Origin of the sequence: Acinetobacter calcoaceticus DSM 30006 = CIP 81.8 (assembly GCF_000368965.1) — a bacterium.
Classification (GTDB): Bacteria; Pseudomonadota; Gammaproteobacteria; order Pseudomonadales; family Moraxellaceae; genus Acinetobacter; species Acinetobacter calcoaceticus.
This window is the reverse complement of record NZ_KB849784.1, coordinates 229634-246534: the sequence shown is the minus strand read 5'-3', so window position 1 is coordinate 246534 and position 16901 is coordinate 229634. Positions and strand designations below refer to the sequence as shown.

Genomic DNA, 16901 nt, shown 5'->3' with positions numbered 1-16901 from the left:
TAAATGAAAAAGCCGTGCTAAAGCACGACTGTTTTATGATTAAAGGTTATTTAGAGTGCCTTCAGGTAATACTGAAATTACGCTGGCACGCTGAATTTTTACTTCTACACCACGGCTAAGTTCAACAACTGCATAGTCACCTTCAATTTTGGTCACTTTGCCCATTAAACCACCAGCGAACACAACTTCACTGCCTACACCTAAGCTCTCGATTAAAGAACGGTGTTCTTTAGCACGTTTTGCTTGAGGGCGCCAAATTAAGAAATAAAAGATTGCAACGAATACGACAATCATCAAGATGTTTGGCAAAATACCTGTAGTTGGGCCAGCTGCCGGTGCTGCATGTGCAGCAGAAATTAAAAAGCTCATTTTGATTTCCTTAAAGTTAAAAAATATGAGTCAGATACCTGACATAATCCTAATTCGTTTTGCAATTTACCTTGTCTTGAGGTTGAGCGCAAATCGGGCTTATTCATCGACCGGACATGGTGGAACTTCTAAACCACGGCGGGCATAAAAGTCCTGAACAAATTCGTCAAATGTGCCATTTTCTAATGCATCACGCATACCTTCAGTTAAACGTTGGTAATAACGTAAGTTATGAATGGTACCGAGCATAGACGCTAACATCTCTCCACATTTTTCAAGATGGAATAGATAAGCACGGGTAAAGTTTTTACAAGTGTAGCAATCGCAATGTGGATCGAGCGGGCTCTGGTCATGGCGATATTTACTATTACGAATACGTACCAGACCATCAGTGACAAAATAATGACCGTTTCGCGCATTACGGGTTGGCATTACACAGTCGAACATATCGACACCGCGGCGCACCGCTTCAACGATATCTTCAGGTTTACCAACGCCCATCAAGTAACGCGGTTTATCTTGTGGCATTTTGCTAGGTAGATAATCTAAAACTTTGATCATCTCGTCTTTAGGTTCACCTACAGATAAGCCGCCAATCGCATAACCATCAAATCCGATTTCAAGAAGACCATTTAAAGACTCATCACGTAAGTCTTCATACATACCGCCTTGAATAATGCCAAATAACGCATTCTTATTTTTGAGCTCATCATGATGATGGGTTTTACAACGTTTTGCCCAGCGTAAAGAAAGCTGCAATGATTTTTGTGCTTCTTCATGAGTTGCAGGATAAGGTGTACATTCATCAAAAATCATGACGATGTCAGAGTTCAAAACCTGCTGAATTTCCATAGAAATTTCAGGCGATAAAAATACTTTTGAACCATCAATCGGTGAGCGGAAAGTAACACCTTCCTCTTTGATTTTGCGCATTGCGCCAAGACTAAAAACCTGGAAACCGCCAGAGTCAGTCAAAATTGGCTTATTCCATTTAATAAAGTCATGTAAACCGCCGTGTTCTTTAATCACTTCAAGACCTGGACGCAAATATAAATGGAATGTATTTCCTAAAATAATTTGTGCCTGAATGTCTTCGATATCACGCAGTAACATACCTTTGACTGTGCCGTAAGTCCCCACTGGCATAAAAACAGGTGTCTCAACAACACCATGCTCTAAAGTTAAACGACCACGACGGGCGCGCCCCGACTGACCTAATTTTTCAAACTTCATCTAAAAATCCTGAACACGAGCAGAGGCGAAGAAACAGTTCGCTGCTAAAAAGAGAGCTATTTTCCTTGATTCTGCGATGTAGTTCTACTACTAAATGTAGCTGGCTATAAAATAGATAAAATTTCCGACAGGTTAGGGGCTGTTTTTTTCCTATTAAAAATTAGGTTTATAGTCAAAATTTTCATTAACAAGATTATCCTTAAAAGGACGAATCGCTTTCTTAGATAAAGTTAATGTATTGATGAGATTGTTAGGGAATACTTCAATCTGGTTGTTGAACAGCTCGACATTACGGTTAAAAATGGTAATAGCCGCGCCCACATTTTCGTTTTGTTCCTGAATATCATCCATCATCTTGCTATAGAGTGAGTCGGCTTTAAGCTCAGGATAGTTTTCAACAACAACATTTAAGCTTCGAATCAGTTCTTGGCTCATTTTCTCGATGTGCTGTAGCTGAGAAATATCAGTGTTATTCACATTTAAATTAAGAATTTGCTGACGTAGTTCGATGACTTTTTCTAATGTCGATTTTTCAAACTGAGTATATTGATTCAGTGTTGTCTCAAGCGCTTCTAAAGTTTTGACTTTTTGACGCTCGAAATTGGCAACCTCTGCCCAGGCACGTTTGGTCGCATTAAAATAACGTACGATGGTATTGCGGATATGAATGCCCAAGACGATCAGTACAACAAAAATCCCCAAGAAAATAAATAAACCAGTCATGGTCGGTCCTCTTATTGTTATTCCCTCAGTACACTTTGGGATATCTCATTTTTTAATGAGTCGCCAATGAAGTAATACGAGAGATTTATTTAATTAAGTTCAACATTACTTGCTGAAATTTTTCATATTGCGGCATGGTCATGGTACGCAAGTGCCCACGTAATGCTGAAACATCATGAATTTCACTTTGCTTACTGGTGGTCTGGAAAAGATTTTTCTCACCCAGATAACACAAAATTTGTTCTTCGTGATGATAAATTAAATCACCTGTAAAGTGCTGAAAAAAATCATATAATTTTAAAGTTAAGCTTGGGCTGACTTCTTTGGCTAACTGATGTTGATTAACCCCATAAATATTAAGTTCTTGGTTAATTAAAATATCACTACTTTGCCATTTACTGCTGTAGGGTGCAAAAAACCGAGAGCGCTGATTGCTGACAGCAATACCCAGAGCAGGCATTTCAAATATAAAAGCGCCCCATAAGTCTTTATGAATTTCTTTTATAATTTTTTTATCGCTACTTTGATCTTGAATAATCGGTATTTCATTAACGTAATGGTATTGAAACAGCAAGACTTGATGATCGGTTACGCCATCGTTCCATGTAACAGAAGCATATTGGGTAATTTCGTTAGATTCAGTCCCTCGGTTAAACAATGGGAAATACTGTTTTAATTTACTCAGAACTAAAACTGGCTGCACATGAATGGGAAGATAGGCTGGCAACTTCTGAAATTGTAAACCATAACGCAATATCACCATACGCTGTTCTAGATAACGAATGACTTGCGTTAAGGGTTCTTCAGATTGATAGAGTAAATACGCCAGAAACCCTGTTAAAAATGCGCCTAAAAAGCTCAAAAGATATTGAATATGCGGATGAAGAAAATAGCTAAAAGCTAATATTGTGATGCTGCAAATTGCGAGTAAGTAGGGGAGTACATTAAAAAAGCGAAGGTTGTGATCTTCACGCCACGGATGTAAAGCATCTAAAAGATCTTGGACTGAATGAGATTTTTGTCCAGCATCCCAAAGTCGAGCAATGTTGCGAAAAACCTGTGTATTTTTTTTACGTCTTATATGAAGAGCTTCTTGTACGGTATCGATTGGCATGGAGGTAATGAATTGATTATCATAAAAAAGTGCTATCTAAGATTATCTTTTAAATTGAAAGAGATAAATACTAAATGCTTTTAAATTAAGAAATTGTCTTCAAAAAATTGATGCTTGAGTTTTATCTATAAATTTCTGAAACACACAGGATTAAATTCATTATTTTTTATTGTAAATATCTGGGCTGGGTTAAACCTTTTAATTCACCAGTATGGTTTAACCCAACCTTAATTTTTTAAACTTCTAATTTATCAATCAGCATTGCATCGCCATAACTAAAGAAACGATAGCGGTTTTTAACCGCATGTTCATAGGCAGCTAAAATGTTGTCTCGATTTGAAAGAGCTGACACCAACATGAGCAGGGTAGATTCTGGTAAATGGAAGTTTGTAATTAAACGGTCTACGATGCAGAACTGGTAGCCCGGATAGATAAAGATTTGTGTGTCGCCAGTCCAAGCCGCAATTTTACCGCTATGGGCTTGAGCTGCACTTTCCAAAGCACGTGTTGCTGTTGTACCTATGGCAATCACTTTATTTCCGCGTGCTTTAGTCGCCAAAATTAGGTCAATTGTTTCTTGAGGAACATCACACCATTCACTGTGCATGATATGGTTGGTAATGTCATCAGTACGAACTGGCATAAATGTGCCAGCCCCCACGTGTAAAGTCACAAAAGTTTTTTGAACATTTTTTTGTTCTAACTTTGCTAATAATTCTTCATCAAAATGTAAGCTTGCAGTGGGTGCGGCAACACTGGCAATTTTTTCAGGATTATGAAAAACCGTTTGATAACGTTCGGTGTCAATTTCTTCTGCCTCACGGTTAAAGTAAGGCGGAATAGGTAACTGACCATATTGCTCAAGGACAGGCAAGATTGGCTGTGAAAACTCAACCACAAATAAATTTTCGTGACGACCACGTACAATCACAGGAATGTTATCTGCACCAACAAAAAGCTCAGCACCCGCTTTAGGTGAGTTGCTTGATTTAATATGACAATACGCTGTGGTGTGGTTCAGCATACGCTCAACCAAAATCTCGATAGCACCACCTGTAGAACGTTTTCCTTTAAGTCGAGCTTTCATGACCTTGGTGTCATTGAGCACTAGCAGATCACCTTCTTCGAACAGATCGATAATGTCTGTGAACATGTGATCGTGATATTGACCCTTTGAGTCTAAGTGCAACAACCGTGAAGCACTACGTGATTCAAGAGGGTAACGGGCAATAAGTTCATCAGGTAATTCAAAGGAAAAGTCAGACAGTTGCATATTTAGAAAAAAACACCGCAAAAATTGCGCCTAGTATAAACTTTTTCGCTTTTTTATGGCTGTGCTTCTGGCTTAAATCATGAAAAATGTTTAAGTGATCTAAAAGTGAACGATAATATTCACTTAGGGTTTGACAAGTTTTACAAACGCGCTAATATACGCAACACAAACATACTTCCTCTCCCGAGGTGGTGAAATTGGTAGACGCGGCGGACTCAAAATCCGCTGTCAGAGATGACGTGTCGGTTCGAGTCCGACCCTCGGGACCATATTCAGAATCGTAAGATTCTAGAAAAACCCCTAAGCTAACGGCTTAGGGGTTTTTTGTTTTAGAAATTTTTTACGGAATTTTGATAATATATGATGAAACAAAGCTGATTCAGTTGTACCGTCAAACACGTGAAGAAATGCGTTCGGGTTTAGTCTCTATAGCTGAGACTGATGCAAATCAATTTAAATAAATTATTTCAAAATGAACTTAACTGACTTACAAAAAAAACTCATATGGGGTGTAGGAATTATTTCTATTCTATCTTTATGGATAGCATTCCCTCTGATTTTTAGACTTTTAATTGAATCATACAAACTTCCAACCGACTTTAATGAGTTTGGCCCTTTTGGTGATATTTATGGAAGCTTAAATACCTTATTCACATCGCTCACAGTTGTTTTATTAATTTACTCTGCTTTACAGCAAAGAAAAGCTAATAAAGATGCACGTGAAGCAATGACTACTCAGCTTAATCAGGCAAAAAATACTTCTAAAAATCAATTGCATTTCGCTCGATTGGCTCATAATACGCAAATGAAAGAGATACAAAAATCAAATTTTGATAATAAATTTTATTCTCTTTTGAATTATAAAATGCAACTATTTAATAGTATTAAGGCTTCAAATAATGAGGATGGGGAAATTAGTGGTGCACAAATATTTGATAGAATTAATACTTTTTTCACAAAAAAGATATTAAGCGCTAGATATCAAACAGAAGAAGAGTTGAATCAATTAAGAAATGATTATCATGTTTTTTTATCAGAGTTAAATAATAATACTCCCTTAACTAGTGTTTATTCATATATTTTGATTTATGACAGTCTTTTTATATTAATTGATTCTGCTGACTATCTTGATGAAAATGAAAAAGAAATATATTTACAATTAATTCGTAATTCTTGTCTTAATTCTGAGCAAATAACAATATTTTTTATAGCTCCCTTGTATTGGGAATTTAAAGAGATTTTCCAAGGCAAGGAATTGTTTCATAGTTTTAATCCACGTGGCTATCATATTTATGCACGAGATAATTTTGATGAAACATACTTTTTTTGGGCTATGCATAAAGATTTATTTAATAATAAGTAATTCAAAACCCGGCCTAAGCCGGGTTTGTTTTTATTCATTTGGCATGAATCGCGCGGTTAATATTAACCACTTGGTGATGTAGTGTGTTGATGATGGCGCTAAATTCTTGTTCTTTTAAACCATCATTGACTTTCATTTTTGAAAAGGCAAAAATTAAGTTTTGAAGGTTCTCAAGTGGATATTCAATTTCTTCCAGCATTTCTTCAGCCGTCATTTTCTTTTGGCTATTAACGTCTAGTGTTGAGTGCATTTCTACCTTTGTCTATTGATCATGAGGCTATTTTATGAACTCGTATTTCTAACATCTTACAATTCTCTACCTTCAAACATTTGTTGTATTTTCCTCAAACATACCCACTTTATGTATCTAAAAACCTTTAATTGAAACTTCACATTTCTATTTTGAAAAGAAAGTTGCTCTTTTAATGTACTGTGTTAAAGTTTGTAGTAGATCATAATGATTATAAGTACATTTCTTTTAAGAGCGGTTCCGACCAAAAACGACAAAATCTGTGAGGCGGGCAATGACATTCCAACATTTAGAACTAAACCAGATTGAGCAGTTAAGTGCTTGTAGAATATCGCTTTTGCTTGGATTAAATGCCGAGCAGAACTATATTGAGCAATTTTTCCGGTTTAGTCTTCGCCTTTTGAAGTGTAAAAAAGCCTTATTGACTTTTAATCAAGAACCTTACTTTTGGCATCGTTGCCCAGATGGTATGACCGCCATTTCGTTTAAACCTTCAAAACATTTAAAACAGTGCTTTGCTAAACAACAGATCATTAATCACTCACATCCTTCTTATCAAAACTTAACCAACTATTTAAAAGAACTAAACATCGAGTGCAGCAGGGCGTTAGCGGTACATCTTTTACACCCTGATAAAACCTCTATGGGCTTTGCCGTTTTTTTTGATGACGATGCAGCAACATTTGAAGATGAAGACATCCAGTTATTGCTCGATTACTGTTCTACTTTTATGCAGCAGGTCGAGTTGAAGTTTAACTATGAAGAGTTAAACGAACTCTACGAGCAACAGGTTGCGATTAATTCAAGTAAAACAAAATTCTTTTCAATCATTTCACATGATCTCCGAGCACCATTTCATGGTCTGCTAGGTTTTTCAGAAGTACTCGCCAAAGAGCGTGAAACTTTAGATGAGTCGAGCATTCAAAACATTGCAGACTATCTATACGACACTTCGCAATCGACCTATAACTTGCTCGAAAGCTTACTAACATGGGCAATGGCTGAGGGTGGGCGTTTTGTTTATCACCCGATTAACTTTAACCTTAGACAAGTCAGTAATATCGTTTTTGATGTTTTATATACCTTAGCTTTAAAGAAAAATATTGAATTGGTGAATGCTGTACCAGAAGATTTAAAAATCTATGCTGATATCAATATGATGACCTCAGTGATTCAAAACTTGGTGTCAAACGCGCTGAAATTTACAGATGTTGATGGCTCGGGCAAAGTCTTTATTGAAGCCAAACAAACTGGCGAAAATATTGAAATAACAGTGCGAGACACTGGTCTCGGTATGACCAAGCAACAAATGACGAATTTGTTCCATCCACGTATTACTGCCAGCTTTAAAGGTACCGCAGGTGAAAAAGGCGCGGGTTTAGGTCTGAGCTTATGTAAACGTTTTGTCGAGATTAATCAGGGGAAAATTAATGTCAGTTCCAAAGAAGGTGTTGGAACCACATTTAAAGTTTTATTACCTTCGGCTCAAGACAGTCATGATCCTCATATCGAATATCAATCATCATCGGAAGCAAAATTAGTCTAATCCCTTTTCCTACCACTACTCGAACTGCTATAACTAAAAACAGAGTACGAGGAAAAGAGCTTTTTATATGAATGCGGAGCAGTTACAAAAAACATTGCGTGCTAGTCAGTATGCGGAACAAGTTTTAGGCCTGCATCAGGCTGTTTTAGAACAAGATTACCAAATAGATCAATTTACTGCACCGCTCTCAACTGATCAAATTTACCAATTTGTACAAACCACATTAGATGGAATTGGTGACGAAACATCTTGGATGCGCGCACTTCGTATTTTGCGTGGTCGTTTAATGTTTCGCTGGATCTGGCAAGATGCCAATCAGCTTACCGATGTTGTCACACTTACTCGTGAACTTTCTGATTTTGCTGATGCCAGCATTTGTGCGGCAAAGGCTTTTGCACGTGTGGCACTCGTAGCGAAACACGGTGAACCTGTGGGTTACTCTGGCAAAGTTCAAGATTTGATTGTAGTTACCATGGGTAAGCTTGGTGCACAAGAGCTTAATCTCTCGAGCGATATTGATCTAATTTTTGCCTTTGATGAACAAGGCGAAACCAATGGTCGTAAATGCATTGATGTACAGCAGTTTTGTATTTTATGGGGACAAAAACTCATTTATTTGCTTGAGCACATTACCGCAGATGGTTTTGTGTTTCGAGTAGACATGCGCTTGCGTCCTTGGGGGGATGGCTCGGCATTGGCGATTAGTCATGCAGCTTTGGAAAAATATTTAAGTCAGCATGGGCGTGAATGGGAACGCTATGCATGGATTAAGGCACGTGTTGTAACTGGGGGTAAAGAAGGGCAAGACTTGTTAGAAATGACACATCCTTTTGTATTCCGTCGTTATGTCGATTACACCGCCTTTGCTGCTATGCGCGATATGAAAGCGATGATTGAGCGTGAAGTTCTACGCCGTCATATCGAGGATGATATTAAACTCGGCGCGGGTGGTATTCGCGAAATTGAATTTATTGTTCAGGTGTTCCAGCTTATTTATGGCGGGTCTAAACGTGAGTTACAAGACCGCCAATGTTTAGTTAGCCTTGAGCACATTGGCGAAGCAGGTTTGTTAGAAAAACAAGCCGTTTTAGAATTAGAAGATGCTTATCTGTTTTTACGCCGTGTTGAACATGCAATTCAAGCCCTCAACGATCAGCAAACTCAGCTATTGCCAGAAGAAATTGACCTAAGACAACGCATTATAGATACCTTGGGTTTTGTGAGCTGGAATGAATTTATTGATCTTTTAAACGAGAAACGCCAGAAAGTTAAAGTTCAATTTAAGCAATTGATTGAAGATACAAGTTCAAATGCCGCAACTGAAAACTTTGGACAGTTAGAGCAGCAGTTAGATGAAGTGTTGGATGACAATGCGAAAAATCTGATTCATGAATTCTGGCACGGTCATGCACTCAAAAAATTACCTTCAAATGCTGTCCAGCGTTTAAAAACATTCTGGCCTCATTTAATTGAAGTGATCTTACAGTCCGAACAACCTCAAACTGCACTTTTACGTTTAATGCCGCTGATTGAATCGGTCATGCGCCGAACCGTGTACTTAGTCATGCTGATTGAAAGTAAAGGGGCATTACAACGCTTAGTGAAAATGGCGACCGTAAGTCCTTGGATTTGTGAAGAGCTAACGCAATATCCAGTACTGCTTGATGAATTTTTATCGATGGATTTCGAGTTGCCAAAACGCAAGGACTTAGAAGACTCATTGCGTCAGCAGTTACTTCGCATTGAAATTGATCAGGTTGAAGATCAAATGCGAGCACTTCGCCTGTTTAAAAAGAGCAATGTACTCACTGTCGCTGCAAGCGATGTGTTAGCTGAAAGCCCGCTAATGAAAGTATCCGATGCGTTAACTGATATTGCTGAAGTGAGTGTAAACGCAACCCTCCATTTAGCTTATCAGACTGTAGCAAAGCGTCATGGTTATCCATGTGATGTCGATGGGAAACGTTGCTCACTCGACTACAAAGCCTTTGCTGTCATTGGTTATGGCAAGGTAGGTGGAATTGAGCTGGGTTATGGTTCAGATTTAGATCTTGTCTTTATTCATTATCTGGATGAACAAGCCGATACGGATGGGACTAAGTCTATTACTGGCTTTGAGTTTGCGATGCGTGTTGCTCAAAAATTTATGTCGCTCATGACCACTCAAACACTTGATGGCCGTGTCTATGAAATTGATACACGTTTAAGACCGTCAGGTGAGGCTGGTTTATTGGTGACGAGTCTTAAGGCCTACGAACACTATCAGTTGAAAAGTGCATGGCTTTGGGAGCATCAGGCATTAGTTCGAGCACGTTCTATTGCTGGCGATAAGGTGCTTTGCCAGAAATTTGAAATATTTCGCCGTGAGATATTGACTCAATCTAGAGATGAGGCTTATGTTCGTGAAGAAGTGTTGAAAATGCGTCAGAAAATGAAAGACCACCTAGGTTCATCTTCTGAACAAAAAAAACATGGTATTTTTCATTTAAAACAGGATGCAGGTGGTATCGTCGATATCGAATTTATGGCACAGTATGCTGTACTTGCATGGAGCGGGACGAACCCTGATCTCGCCCATTATTCTGATAATGTAAGAATTTTAGAAGATGCTGCTAAAGCAGACTGCTTATCCAGTGAAGATGCCACAGCATTAATTCGAGCCTATCTTAGTGAACGTGCCGAAAGCCACCGCTTAGCCCTTGCAAATCAATCCATGCAAGTAAGCGCAGCGGACTGGCGTAGTACCCGTGCGGTCGTTTGCAATTTATGGCAAAGATTAATAGACCCAACCGCCTCGGTTGAGTTGGATAGTGAATGATTTTATAACAATTTGGAGTGTTCCATGAATTTGGCTGATCGTGATGGTTTTATTTGGCAAGATGGACAATTAATTGATTGGCGTGATGCAAAGATTCACGTTTTAACACATACTTTACACTACAGTATGGGCGTATTTGAGGGTGTTCGTGCTTATGAAACGCCTAAAGGTACTGCCATTTTCCGTCTTCAAGACCACACAAAACGTTTGTTAAATTCAGCAAAAATTTATCAAATGAAAGTACCGTATGACCAAGCAACGCTTGAACAAGCACAAATTGATGTTGTACGTGAAAATAAATTAGCTTCTTGCTATTTACGTCCCCTCATCTGGATCGGTTCAGAAAAACTTGGTATTGCAGCAACAAATAACACGATTCATGCCGCAGTTGCAGCATGGGCGTGGGGCGCATACCTTGGTGATGAAGCAATGGCGAATGGTATTCGCGTTAAAACTTCATCGTTTACTCACCATCATCCAAACGTGACCATGTGTAAAGCAAAAGCATCTGGTAACTATACGTTGTCAATTCTTGCTCACCAAGAAGTTGCGCATTCTGGTTACGATGAAGCTATGTTAATGGACCCACAAGGTTATGTGTGCCAAGGTTCTGGTGAAAACGTATTCTTAATTAAAGATGGCGTTTTACATACTCCAGATATCGCTGGTGGTGCGCTTGATGGTATTACACGCCAAACTGTCATGACGATTGCTAGAGATCTTGGTTATCAAGTTGTTGAACGTCGTATTACACGTGACGAATTCTACATTGCAGATGAAGCATTCTTCACTGGTACTGCTGCGGAAGTAACACCAATTCGTGAATACGATGACCGTCAAATCGGTGCAGGTGGCCGTGGCCCAATTACTACTGAAATTCAAAAGACTTACTTTGATGCAGTTCAAGGTAGAAATCCGAAATATGAACACTGGTTAACTTACGTAAAATAAGTTAATCCGTTAACATAAAAAGGCGAACTTTGGTTTCGCCTTTTTATTTTTGGCTTATGGAGCTTTTATGCATATTGTCTATGTCTCTGATGGTAAGGCAGGACATCGCTCACAAGCATTAGGCTTGTTTCAGGCGATGCAAAGACAACGGGCTGATACAACTTTTGAAGAGATTCTCATTTCTGATTTACCTATTATTTCTTTAATTCAGGTACTTTTCTCTTCAAAAAACTCCTTATTTCAACAAGCTCCCGATTTTATATTTGGAGTGGGAAGTCACACTCATTTTCGGGTCTGGTTACTCGGTAAGATTTTTAGAAAAGCTAAAACTATTATTTTGATGAAGCCTAACTTACCTGTGGTTTGCTTTGATTATGCAGTTATTCCAGAGCATGACGGCATTCATGCCGATAGCCATGTGATTGTCACGCGTGGCGCACTCAATCCAATTCGTAATGAAAATCGCCATCAAGCAGCCAGAATTTTAATCGCTTTAGGTGGCTCATCTAAACGACATCAATGGAACCAAGATAAAGTATTAAGTAGTGTTCAAAAAATTGTTGAGAATAATCCAGACGCTGAAATTATTCTGACGACTTCACGCCGAACGCCAGCAGGATTTATCGATATTTTAAAACAACAAAACTTTGCCGAACATTTGCAAATATTTCCGGTTGAACAAACACCTCAAGGCTGGATTTTTGAAGAAATGCAAAAAGCAGAAGCTGTTTGGGTGACAGAAGATAGCGTATCTATGATTTTTGAGGCGCTTACTGCGGGTTGTCGAGTAGGGGTAATGGCAATGGACCGTTTGAAAGACGACCGCATTACTCACTCAGTTGATCAAATGTTAGAATCAAAATTAATTTCACAGCAGACTTGTGTTGTACATTTACCACAACCTTATGCTTTTAAAGAAGCAGACCGTGTGGCAACATATCTTTTAGCGAAAAATTGAGTTTGGTACTGTGATTTATATTCTAATTTTACTGGTTTTACTTATTGTAATGTTTAGTTATAAATATGCGTGGTGGAAACCTGCGGTAGATTGGAATAAGCCACGTATATTGATGTATCATATGGTTAGAGACCATATAGATGGTGCTAAATTTAATAAGCTGCGTGTAAAACCTATTGAGTTTGAAAAGCAGATTGCATGGATGAAATCACAAGGTTTTCATTTTGTGACAATGCATGAATTACAAGAGAATTGGGGACAACATCCTGCAAAGACTGTAGCTATTACATTTGATGATGGATATTTAGATAATCTAGAAAATGCCTATCCAGTTTTAGAGAAATATCAAGCTAAAGCGACCATTTATGTAGTGGTTGATCGACATGATCGAGATTGGTCAACTTATAAAAAAGCACACCATAATAGTGGTGAACTCATGCGTGAACCAAAATTGAATGATGCACAGGTTAAGCAATTAGCAGATAGTGGGCTGATTGAAATTGGTTCGCATACGCTCACACACGCTAATTTAAATGAACTGGATGATGCAGATTGTTTACGTGAACTGGTTGATGCAAAACAGCAACTTGAACAACTGATAGCTCAACCAGTCACCAGTTTTGCTTACCCATTTGGGATTTATTCAGATAGAGACGTGAAACTGGCTCGGCAGGCTGGGTATAGTAATGCGGTCACGACTGTAGAAGGTATTGATGGTTTACAACCAGACTTTATGCAACTGCAACGCATCAAAATTAGTGGTAAGGATTCTTTATTTGCAGTCAAACTTCGTTTTAAAATAGGTCAAAGAAGCTAAAAATTGATGATGAACCTCTCATTCGAAGTTAATATTAATGCTGCTCAGGAATGGATTAATCATGAATTTATCGCCTAAAAAGGTCGCTATATTATATATAGCAACAGGACGTTATACCGTATTTTGGGATTATTTTTATCAATCTGCGGAAAGTAATCTTCTACGGGAATGTAAAAAGCATTATTTTGTTTTTACCGATAATGAAGAGTTATTAAAGAAAAAGACAGATCAGAATGTATCTTATATTTCACAAGATAAACTTGGTTGGCCTTATGATACTTTGATGAGGTTTGATATCTTCCTAAGTATTGAAGATAGGTTGAATACTTTCGATTATATATATTTTTTTAATGCTAATACTGAAATATTAAAACCGATTGATGCACAAGATATTTTGCCAATAGATCAACAAAATCTAGCATTCGCTATTCAACCGCATGCATTTCACAGAAATAAAAAGAAATATACCTATGATCGTAACCCTAATTCGACAGCTTATATTGCAATGAATGAAGGGAAATACTATTTTACAGGTGCTTTAAATGGTGGTCGGGCACAGGCTTACCTTGAAATGTGTCGGCAGTTGAGCAGTAATACCCATGTAGATTTAAGCAATGAGCAAATTGCTTTATGGCATGATGAAAGTCATTTGAATAAATATGCATTAAATCGAAAGGATATTAAGGTTTTACCTCCATTTTTCACTCGAGGTGAAAATGAAATATGGAAGAAAAAAGCTAAAGTTATGTTTTCAGATAAATCACATTTTAGATTTGGTGGACATGCTTATTTAAGAGGTGAAACTGACGAAAAAATTAGTGAAAAGCAATGGGAAGTTTCTAAGAATGCAAAGCACAAAGGCTGGGGATTCCGAATTAAACAGCGCATCTCATCTTGGTTTTTGTAAAAAAATTATTCATCTGCAACTCAAATGGCGTTGTTCTTGAATTCTAAAAGAACAACGCAAATTAAAATAAGCCTATTGAGTTTTTCTTTTAAAAACTTTGCGTGGATGTAAAATATATAACCATAATTTATAAAGTATCTGGTTAAATGTGTTGAGTTTAACCACAGGGTTGATTTGTAGGCGATAGTGATTTTTATTGACTACTGTTGTATCGGCATTGATATAAATCAGCCCAAACTGACTTGCAAAACGCTCATAACGATATTGATGTTGTTGGCTTTGAATAATTTTTTCAATAGCAATAGAATATGGAACAGGACCTGTAGTATTCAGTACACCTTTGCGCCCTACATGATATTTCATAGGGGTATAGTCATGAATACGAAAACTGACTTCATCTATGACTGCTTTTAAAAATGGTGAATGTGGCTTTGCAATAATATTCCACTGTTGATATTCACCATATTTTAAAAATTTTAGATGTTTGTTAATGCCATAACCTTGATATTGTTGTCCTACTTCATTCTCCCAACCGCAAATAATAAATTCATCATCTTCACGTAAAATGTCATCAAAAGGCACAGCACACGAGCTTTTTAAATCAAGATAAACCCCACCTTCTTGATACATGAGTAAGTAACGGAAAAAATCAGAACGAGCAGCAGCATAATTCTCTTGGATCAATAAATAGGTATCTAATGTTTTTTGATCATAATATTGTTGAATATAGTCCAAAATCTGTGCTTCATCATATAAACGATAGTCCCAATTAGGATTACGTTGACGCAATTCAGCCACTGATTTTTTAATATTTTCGGGAATATTGGCTTCACCTTGTAAATAAATTTGGTGAATGATTTTAGGAATTGGCATACCGAATGCTCAGATCAAGATTGAGAAAAATAAAGCAATCATTTATTGCGGGTGTCGGACATGATCCAATTGGGTAAAATAAGTTTTAAGTGCCTCTGCACGATTTGCCCACCATTTTTCAGGATGACGCTTGGCAAGGACATAATAAAAAAACTCTTTTAAGCTTTTTTGATCACGGGATTTTAAGCTTTTCCAATAGGTGGAAAGTGCTTTTTTCTTAAGTAAGTTTTGCTGCGTTTGATTTAAATCATGTGTATTTAAAAAGTCATAAAGAGTCAGAAACATATCATGATGTTGCTGATTTAGATTTTGTGATAAACGGTTATCACCACGTTTGGTTTTGGTTTCTTCAGCATCTAAAATCACAAAAACGGTGGCGGTTTCGGTAAATAATAATTTCTGTGCAACCACACCTAATTCTAAAGCCAATGATTCATCTTGAATAAATAAACTTGAATTACAACCTTGAGATTTTTGCCAAAGTTCTTTTGAACACATCACACACATTTCCATAATGTTGTGCTGAATCATGTAGGTCAGTGGCTGTTCAATTGTAGAGGTATCCATCGTTGGATATTGTTGAATTTCAGCTAAATCACGAATTTTAACTTTATTGCCATAAAATAAATCGCAGTTTTCTGTTTGCATCAATTCGACAATTTGTTTTAGACGATTGGGTGCGAGTACATCATCGGCATCCATAAAAAATAGATAATCACCTTGTGCTGCGTTACCCCCTTGATTTAGACGGTTCGCAGGACCTTTATTATCTATATTGTGAATAATTTTAACTTTTGAATATTGTTGTTCTAATTGTTGAGAAAAAATTTTCCAATTTGGATCAGTCGAAGCATCATCCACCACCATAATTTCTAAAAGTTCTGGCAAGTCAGGTTGTAAAGACTCAATTGTCCGTTGTAATAGAGGGCCTTTATTAAAATGGGTTAAGACAACTGAGATGGAAATTGTCGCCATATCTAGTTCACTTGCTTGTATTTAAGGGTTTTATTTAACCATAAAAAAAATGTTTTTAAAGGCCCCGAAAAACTGTTGGTTGCTAAAAATTGTACTTGTATATAAGGAATATTGTATTTTCGGCAAAAAAACATCCGATGGTGTCCCTGATGCAATTTATCTTTCACACCTAAACCACGACATAACATAATTGCCATGGGGTGATTTTTATCGTAACCATGTTCTTTAAATGACATATCAATATCATGGAAACGGCTTTGCCGTTGATCTTTAGGCACTCCCCATTTATTACGATCACTATAATTATAAGCAGTTTCTTCGGTTTTTAAATTACGTTCGAGATGATTATCAATAATATCGCTAAGTGCAATTTCATAACTTTGCGTTGAAAAATCAAGATATTTTTTACGAATCGGTTTGAGTAATGCCAATATGCCTAATTGTGGCGCACGTTGTTCAAACATGATCAATGTTGGAAAATGGGTTAAGCCTTGCTTTTGGGCTTGGAGTAAGATGTCACGCCCTTGAAATAGATTGTCTGCAATATTTTTAGAATCTTTACCGATAAATAAAATCACATCATCTGCTTGGATATGTGGATATTCATTTTTCAGTTGCAGATCAAGTTTTGAATCACTGAGTTGAAGCAGTTCTTCAATCTTTACATGGTAATACTCAGAAGAAAAACCAAGTGCAGTCATCTCAAGCGATCATCTCAGTAAAAACGACCA

General features: G+C 37.4%; 16 protein-coding genes, 1 tRNA gene and 1 pseudogene. 9 read left to right on the top strand and 9 right to left on the bottom strand.

Going from position 1 to position 16901, the window contains the following annotated elements; translation table 11 throughout:
* Positions 1-39 precede the first annotated feature (39 nt).
* The 5 genes from yajC to queA all read right to left on the bottom strand — a co-directional run bounded on the left by yajC (position 40) and on the right by queA (position 4712).
* Positions 40-369 (bottom strand): preprotein translocase subunit YajC, encoded by a 330-nt coding sequence (gene yajC, locus F936_RS18400; protein ID WP_003655131.1) that lies wholly within the window; start codon positions 367-369, stop codon positions 40-42.
* Between the two features lie 99 nt (positions 370-468).
* The gene (gene tgt, locus F936_RS18395) at positions 469-1602 is read right to left on the bottom strand and encodes a tRNA guanosine(34) transglycosylase Tgt (RefSeq protein WP_005050186.1); all 1134 of its coding nucleotides are present in this window, start codon (positions 1600-1602) and stop codon (positions 469-471) included.
* A 153-nt stretch (positions 1603-1755) separates the two neighbouring features.
* Entirely contained in the window at positions 1756-2325 is a 570-nt protein-coding gene (locus tag F936_RS18390; protein WP_005050184.1) for a LemA family protein, read from the bottom strand.
* Positions 2326-2410: 85 nt separating this feature from the next.
* Positions 2411-3439: a hypothetical protein gene (locus F936_RS18385; RefSeq protein ID WP_005050181.1), complete on the bottom strand. Its 1029-nt coding sequence runs from the start codon at positions 3437-3439 to the stop codon at positions 2411-2413.
* Between the two features lie 235 nt (positions 3440-3674).
* A complete protein-coding gene (queA, locus tag F936_RS18380) occupies positions 3675-4712 on the bottom strand; it encodes a tRNA preQ1(34) S-adenosylmethionine ribosyltransferase-isomerase QueA (RefSeq protein WP_005050179.1) in 1038 nt (345 codons plus the stop codon).
* Between the two features lie 182 nt (positions 4713-4894).
* On the opposite strand from queA, the gene F936_RS18375 reads away from it, so the two are divergent.
* From F936_RS18375 to F936_RS18370, 3 genes and pseudogenes are all read left to right on the top strand, one after another.
* Positions 4895-4981 (top strand) — tRNA-Leu (locus tag F936_RS18375).
* A gap of 93 nt (positions 4982-5074) precedes the next feature.
* Positions 5075-5173 (top strand): annotated as a pseudogene (locus F936_RS19675) (helix-turn-helix domain-containing protein); the annotation flags it as partial.
* A gap of 11 nt (positions 5174-5184) precedes the next feature.
* On the top strand, positions 5185-6075 hold the full coding sequence (locus F936_RS18370) for a hypothetical protein (RefSeq protein WP_005050177.1): 891 nt from the start codon (positions 5185-5187) through the stop codon (positions 6073-6075).
* Between the two features lie 34 nt (positions 6076-6109).
* Here the strand turns inward: F936_RS18370 and F936_RS18365 are convergent, their stop codons facing one another.
* Positions 6110-6325, bottom strand: coding sequence for a hypothetical protein (locus tag F936_RS18365; protein WP_005050175.1), 216 nt, complete (start codon positions 6323-6325; stop codon positions 6110-6112).
* Between the two features lie 274 nt (positions 6326-6599).
* On the opposite strand from F936_RS18365, the gene F936_RS18360 reads away from it, so the two are divergent.
* The 6 genes from F936_RS18360 to F936_RS18335 all read left to right on the top strand — a co-directional run bounded on the left by F936_RS18360 (position 6600) and on the right by F936_RS18335 (position 14322).
* Positions 6600-7871 (top strand): sensor histidine kinase, encoded by a 1272-nt coding sequence (locus F936_RS18360; protein WP_005050173.1) that lies wholly within the window; start codon positions 6600-6602, stop codon positions 7869-7871.
* A 67-nt stretch (positions 7872-7938) separates the two neighbouring features.
* A complete protein-coding gene (gene glnE, locus F936_RS18355; RefSeq protein ID WP_005050171.1) occupies positions 7939-10689 on the top strand; it encodes a bifunctional [glutamate--ammonia ligase]-adenylyl-L-tyrosine phosphorylase/[glutamate--ammonia-ligase] adenylyltransferase in 2751 nt (916 codons plus the stop codon).
* A 24-nt stretch (positions 10690-10713) separates the two neighbouring features.
* On the top strand, positions 10714-11640 hold the full coding sequence (locus tag F936_RS18350; protein ID WP_005050169.1) for a branched-chain amino acid transaminase: 927 nt from the start codon (positions 10714-10716) through the stop codon (positions 11638-11640).
* 67 nt (positions 11641-11707) lie between these two features.
* Positions 11708-12598, top strand: coding sequence for a mitochondrial fission ELM1 family protein (locus F936_RS18345; protein WP_005050167.1), 891 nt, complete (start codon positions 11708-11710; stop codon positions 12596-12598).
* A 10-nt stretch (positions 12599-12608) separates the two neighbouring features.
* Entirely contained in the window at positions 12609-13415 is an 807-nt protein-coding gene (locus F936_RS18340; protein ID WP_005050164.1) for a polysaccharide deacetylase family protein, read from the top strand.
* Between the two features lie 61 nt (positions 13416-13476).
* A complete protein-coding gene (locus F936_RS18335; RefSeq protein ID WP_004638862.1) occupies positions 13477-14322 on the top strand; it encodes a family 6 glucosyltransferase in 846 nt (281 codons plus the stop codon).
* A gap of 72 nt (positions 14323-14394) precedes the next feature.
* Here F936_RS18335 and F936_RS18330 read toward each other — a convergent pair whose 3' ends face one another.
* Genes F936_RS18330 through F936_RS18320 form a run of 3 tightly spaced genes read right to left on the bottom strand, consistent with a single transcriptional unit; the run spans position 14395 to position 16871 of the window.
* Entirely contained in the window at positions 14395-15195 is an 801-nt protein-coding gene (locus tag F936_RS18330) for a glycosyltransferase family 32 protein (protein WP_003655148.1), read from the bottom strand.
* A gap of 42 nt (positions 15196-15237) precedes the next feature.
* Positions 15238-16170, bottom strand: coding sequence for a glycosyltransferase family 2 protein (locus F936_RS18325; RefSeq protein ID WP_005050162.1), 933 nt, complete (start codon positions 16168-16170; stop codon positions 15238-15240).
* A 2-nt stretch (positions 16171-16172) separates the two neighbouring features.
* Positions 16173-16871, bottom strand: a complete 699-nt coding sequence (locus F936_RS18320) for a hypothetical protein (RefSeq protein ID WP_003655152.1) — start codon at positions 16869-16871, stop codon at positions 16173-16175.
* Between the last annotated feature and the right edge of the window lie 30 nt (positions 16872-16901).

Coding starts and splice junctions, on each gene's coding strand:
- F936_RS18325 (WP_005050162.1), bottom strand. CDS start 16,170: ATGGCGACAATTTCCATCTCAGTTGTCTTAACCCATTTTAATAAAGGC.
- tgt (WP_005050186.1), bottom strand. CDS start 1,602: ATGAAGTTTGAAAAATTAGGTCAGTCGGGGCGCGCCCGTCGTGGTCGT.
- F936_RS18330 (WP_003655148.1), bottom strand. CDS start 15,195: ATGCCAATTCCTAAAATCATTCACCAAATTTATTTACAAGGTGAAGCC.
- F936_RS18345 (WP_005050167.1), top strand. CDS start 11,708: ATGCATATTGTCTATGTCTCTGATGGTAAGGCAGGACATCGCTCACAA.
- yajC (WP_003655131.1), bottom strand. CDS start 369: ATGAGCTTTTTAATTTCTGCTGCACATGCAGCACCGGCAGCTGGCCCA.
- F936_RS18370 (WP_005050177.1), top strand. CDS start 5,185: ATGAACTTAACTGACTTACAAAAAAAACTCATATGGGGTGTAGGAATT.
- F936_RS18390 (WP_005050184.1), bottom strand. CDS start 2,325: ATGACTGGTTTATTTATTTTCTTGGGGATTTTTGTTGTACTGATCGTC.
- F936_RS18365 (WP_005050175.1), bottom strand. CDS start 6,325: ATGCACTCAACACTAGACGTTAATAGCCAAAAGAAAATGACGGCTGAA.
- F936_RS18320 (WP_003655152.1), bottom strand. CDS start 16,871: ATGACTGCACTTGGTTTTTCTTCTGAGTATTACCATGTAAAGATTGAA.
- F936_RS18350 (WP_005050169.1), top strand. CDS start 10,714: ATGAATTTGGCTGATCGTGATGGTTTTATTTGGCAAGATGGACAATTA.
- glnE (WP_005050171.1), top strand. CDS start 7,939: ATGAATGCGGAGCAGTTACAAAAAACATTGCGTGCTAGTCAGTATGCG.
- F936_RS18385 (WP_005050181.1), bottom strand. CDS start 3,439: ATGCCAATCGATACCGTACAAGAAGCTCTTCATATAAGACGTAAAAAA.
- queA (WP_005050179.1), bottom strand. CDS start 4,712: ATGCAACTGTCTGACTTTTCCTTTGAATTACCTGATGAACTTATTGCC.
- F936_RS18360 (WP_005050173.1), top strand. CDS start 6,600: ATGACATTCCAACATTTAGAACTAAACCAGATTGAGCAGTTAAGTGCT.
- F936_RS18335 (WP_004638862.1), top strand. CDS start 13,477: ATGAATTTATCGCCTAAAAAGGTCGCTATATTATATATAGCAACAGGA.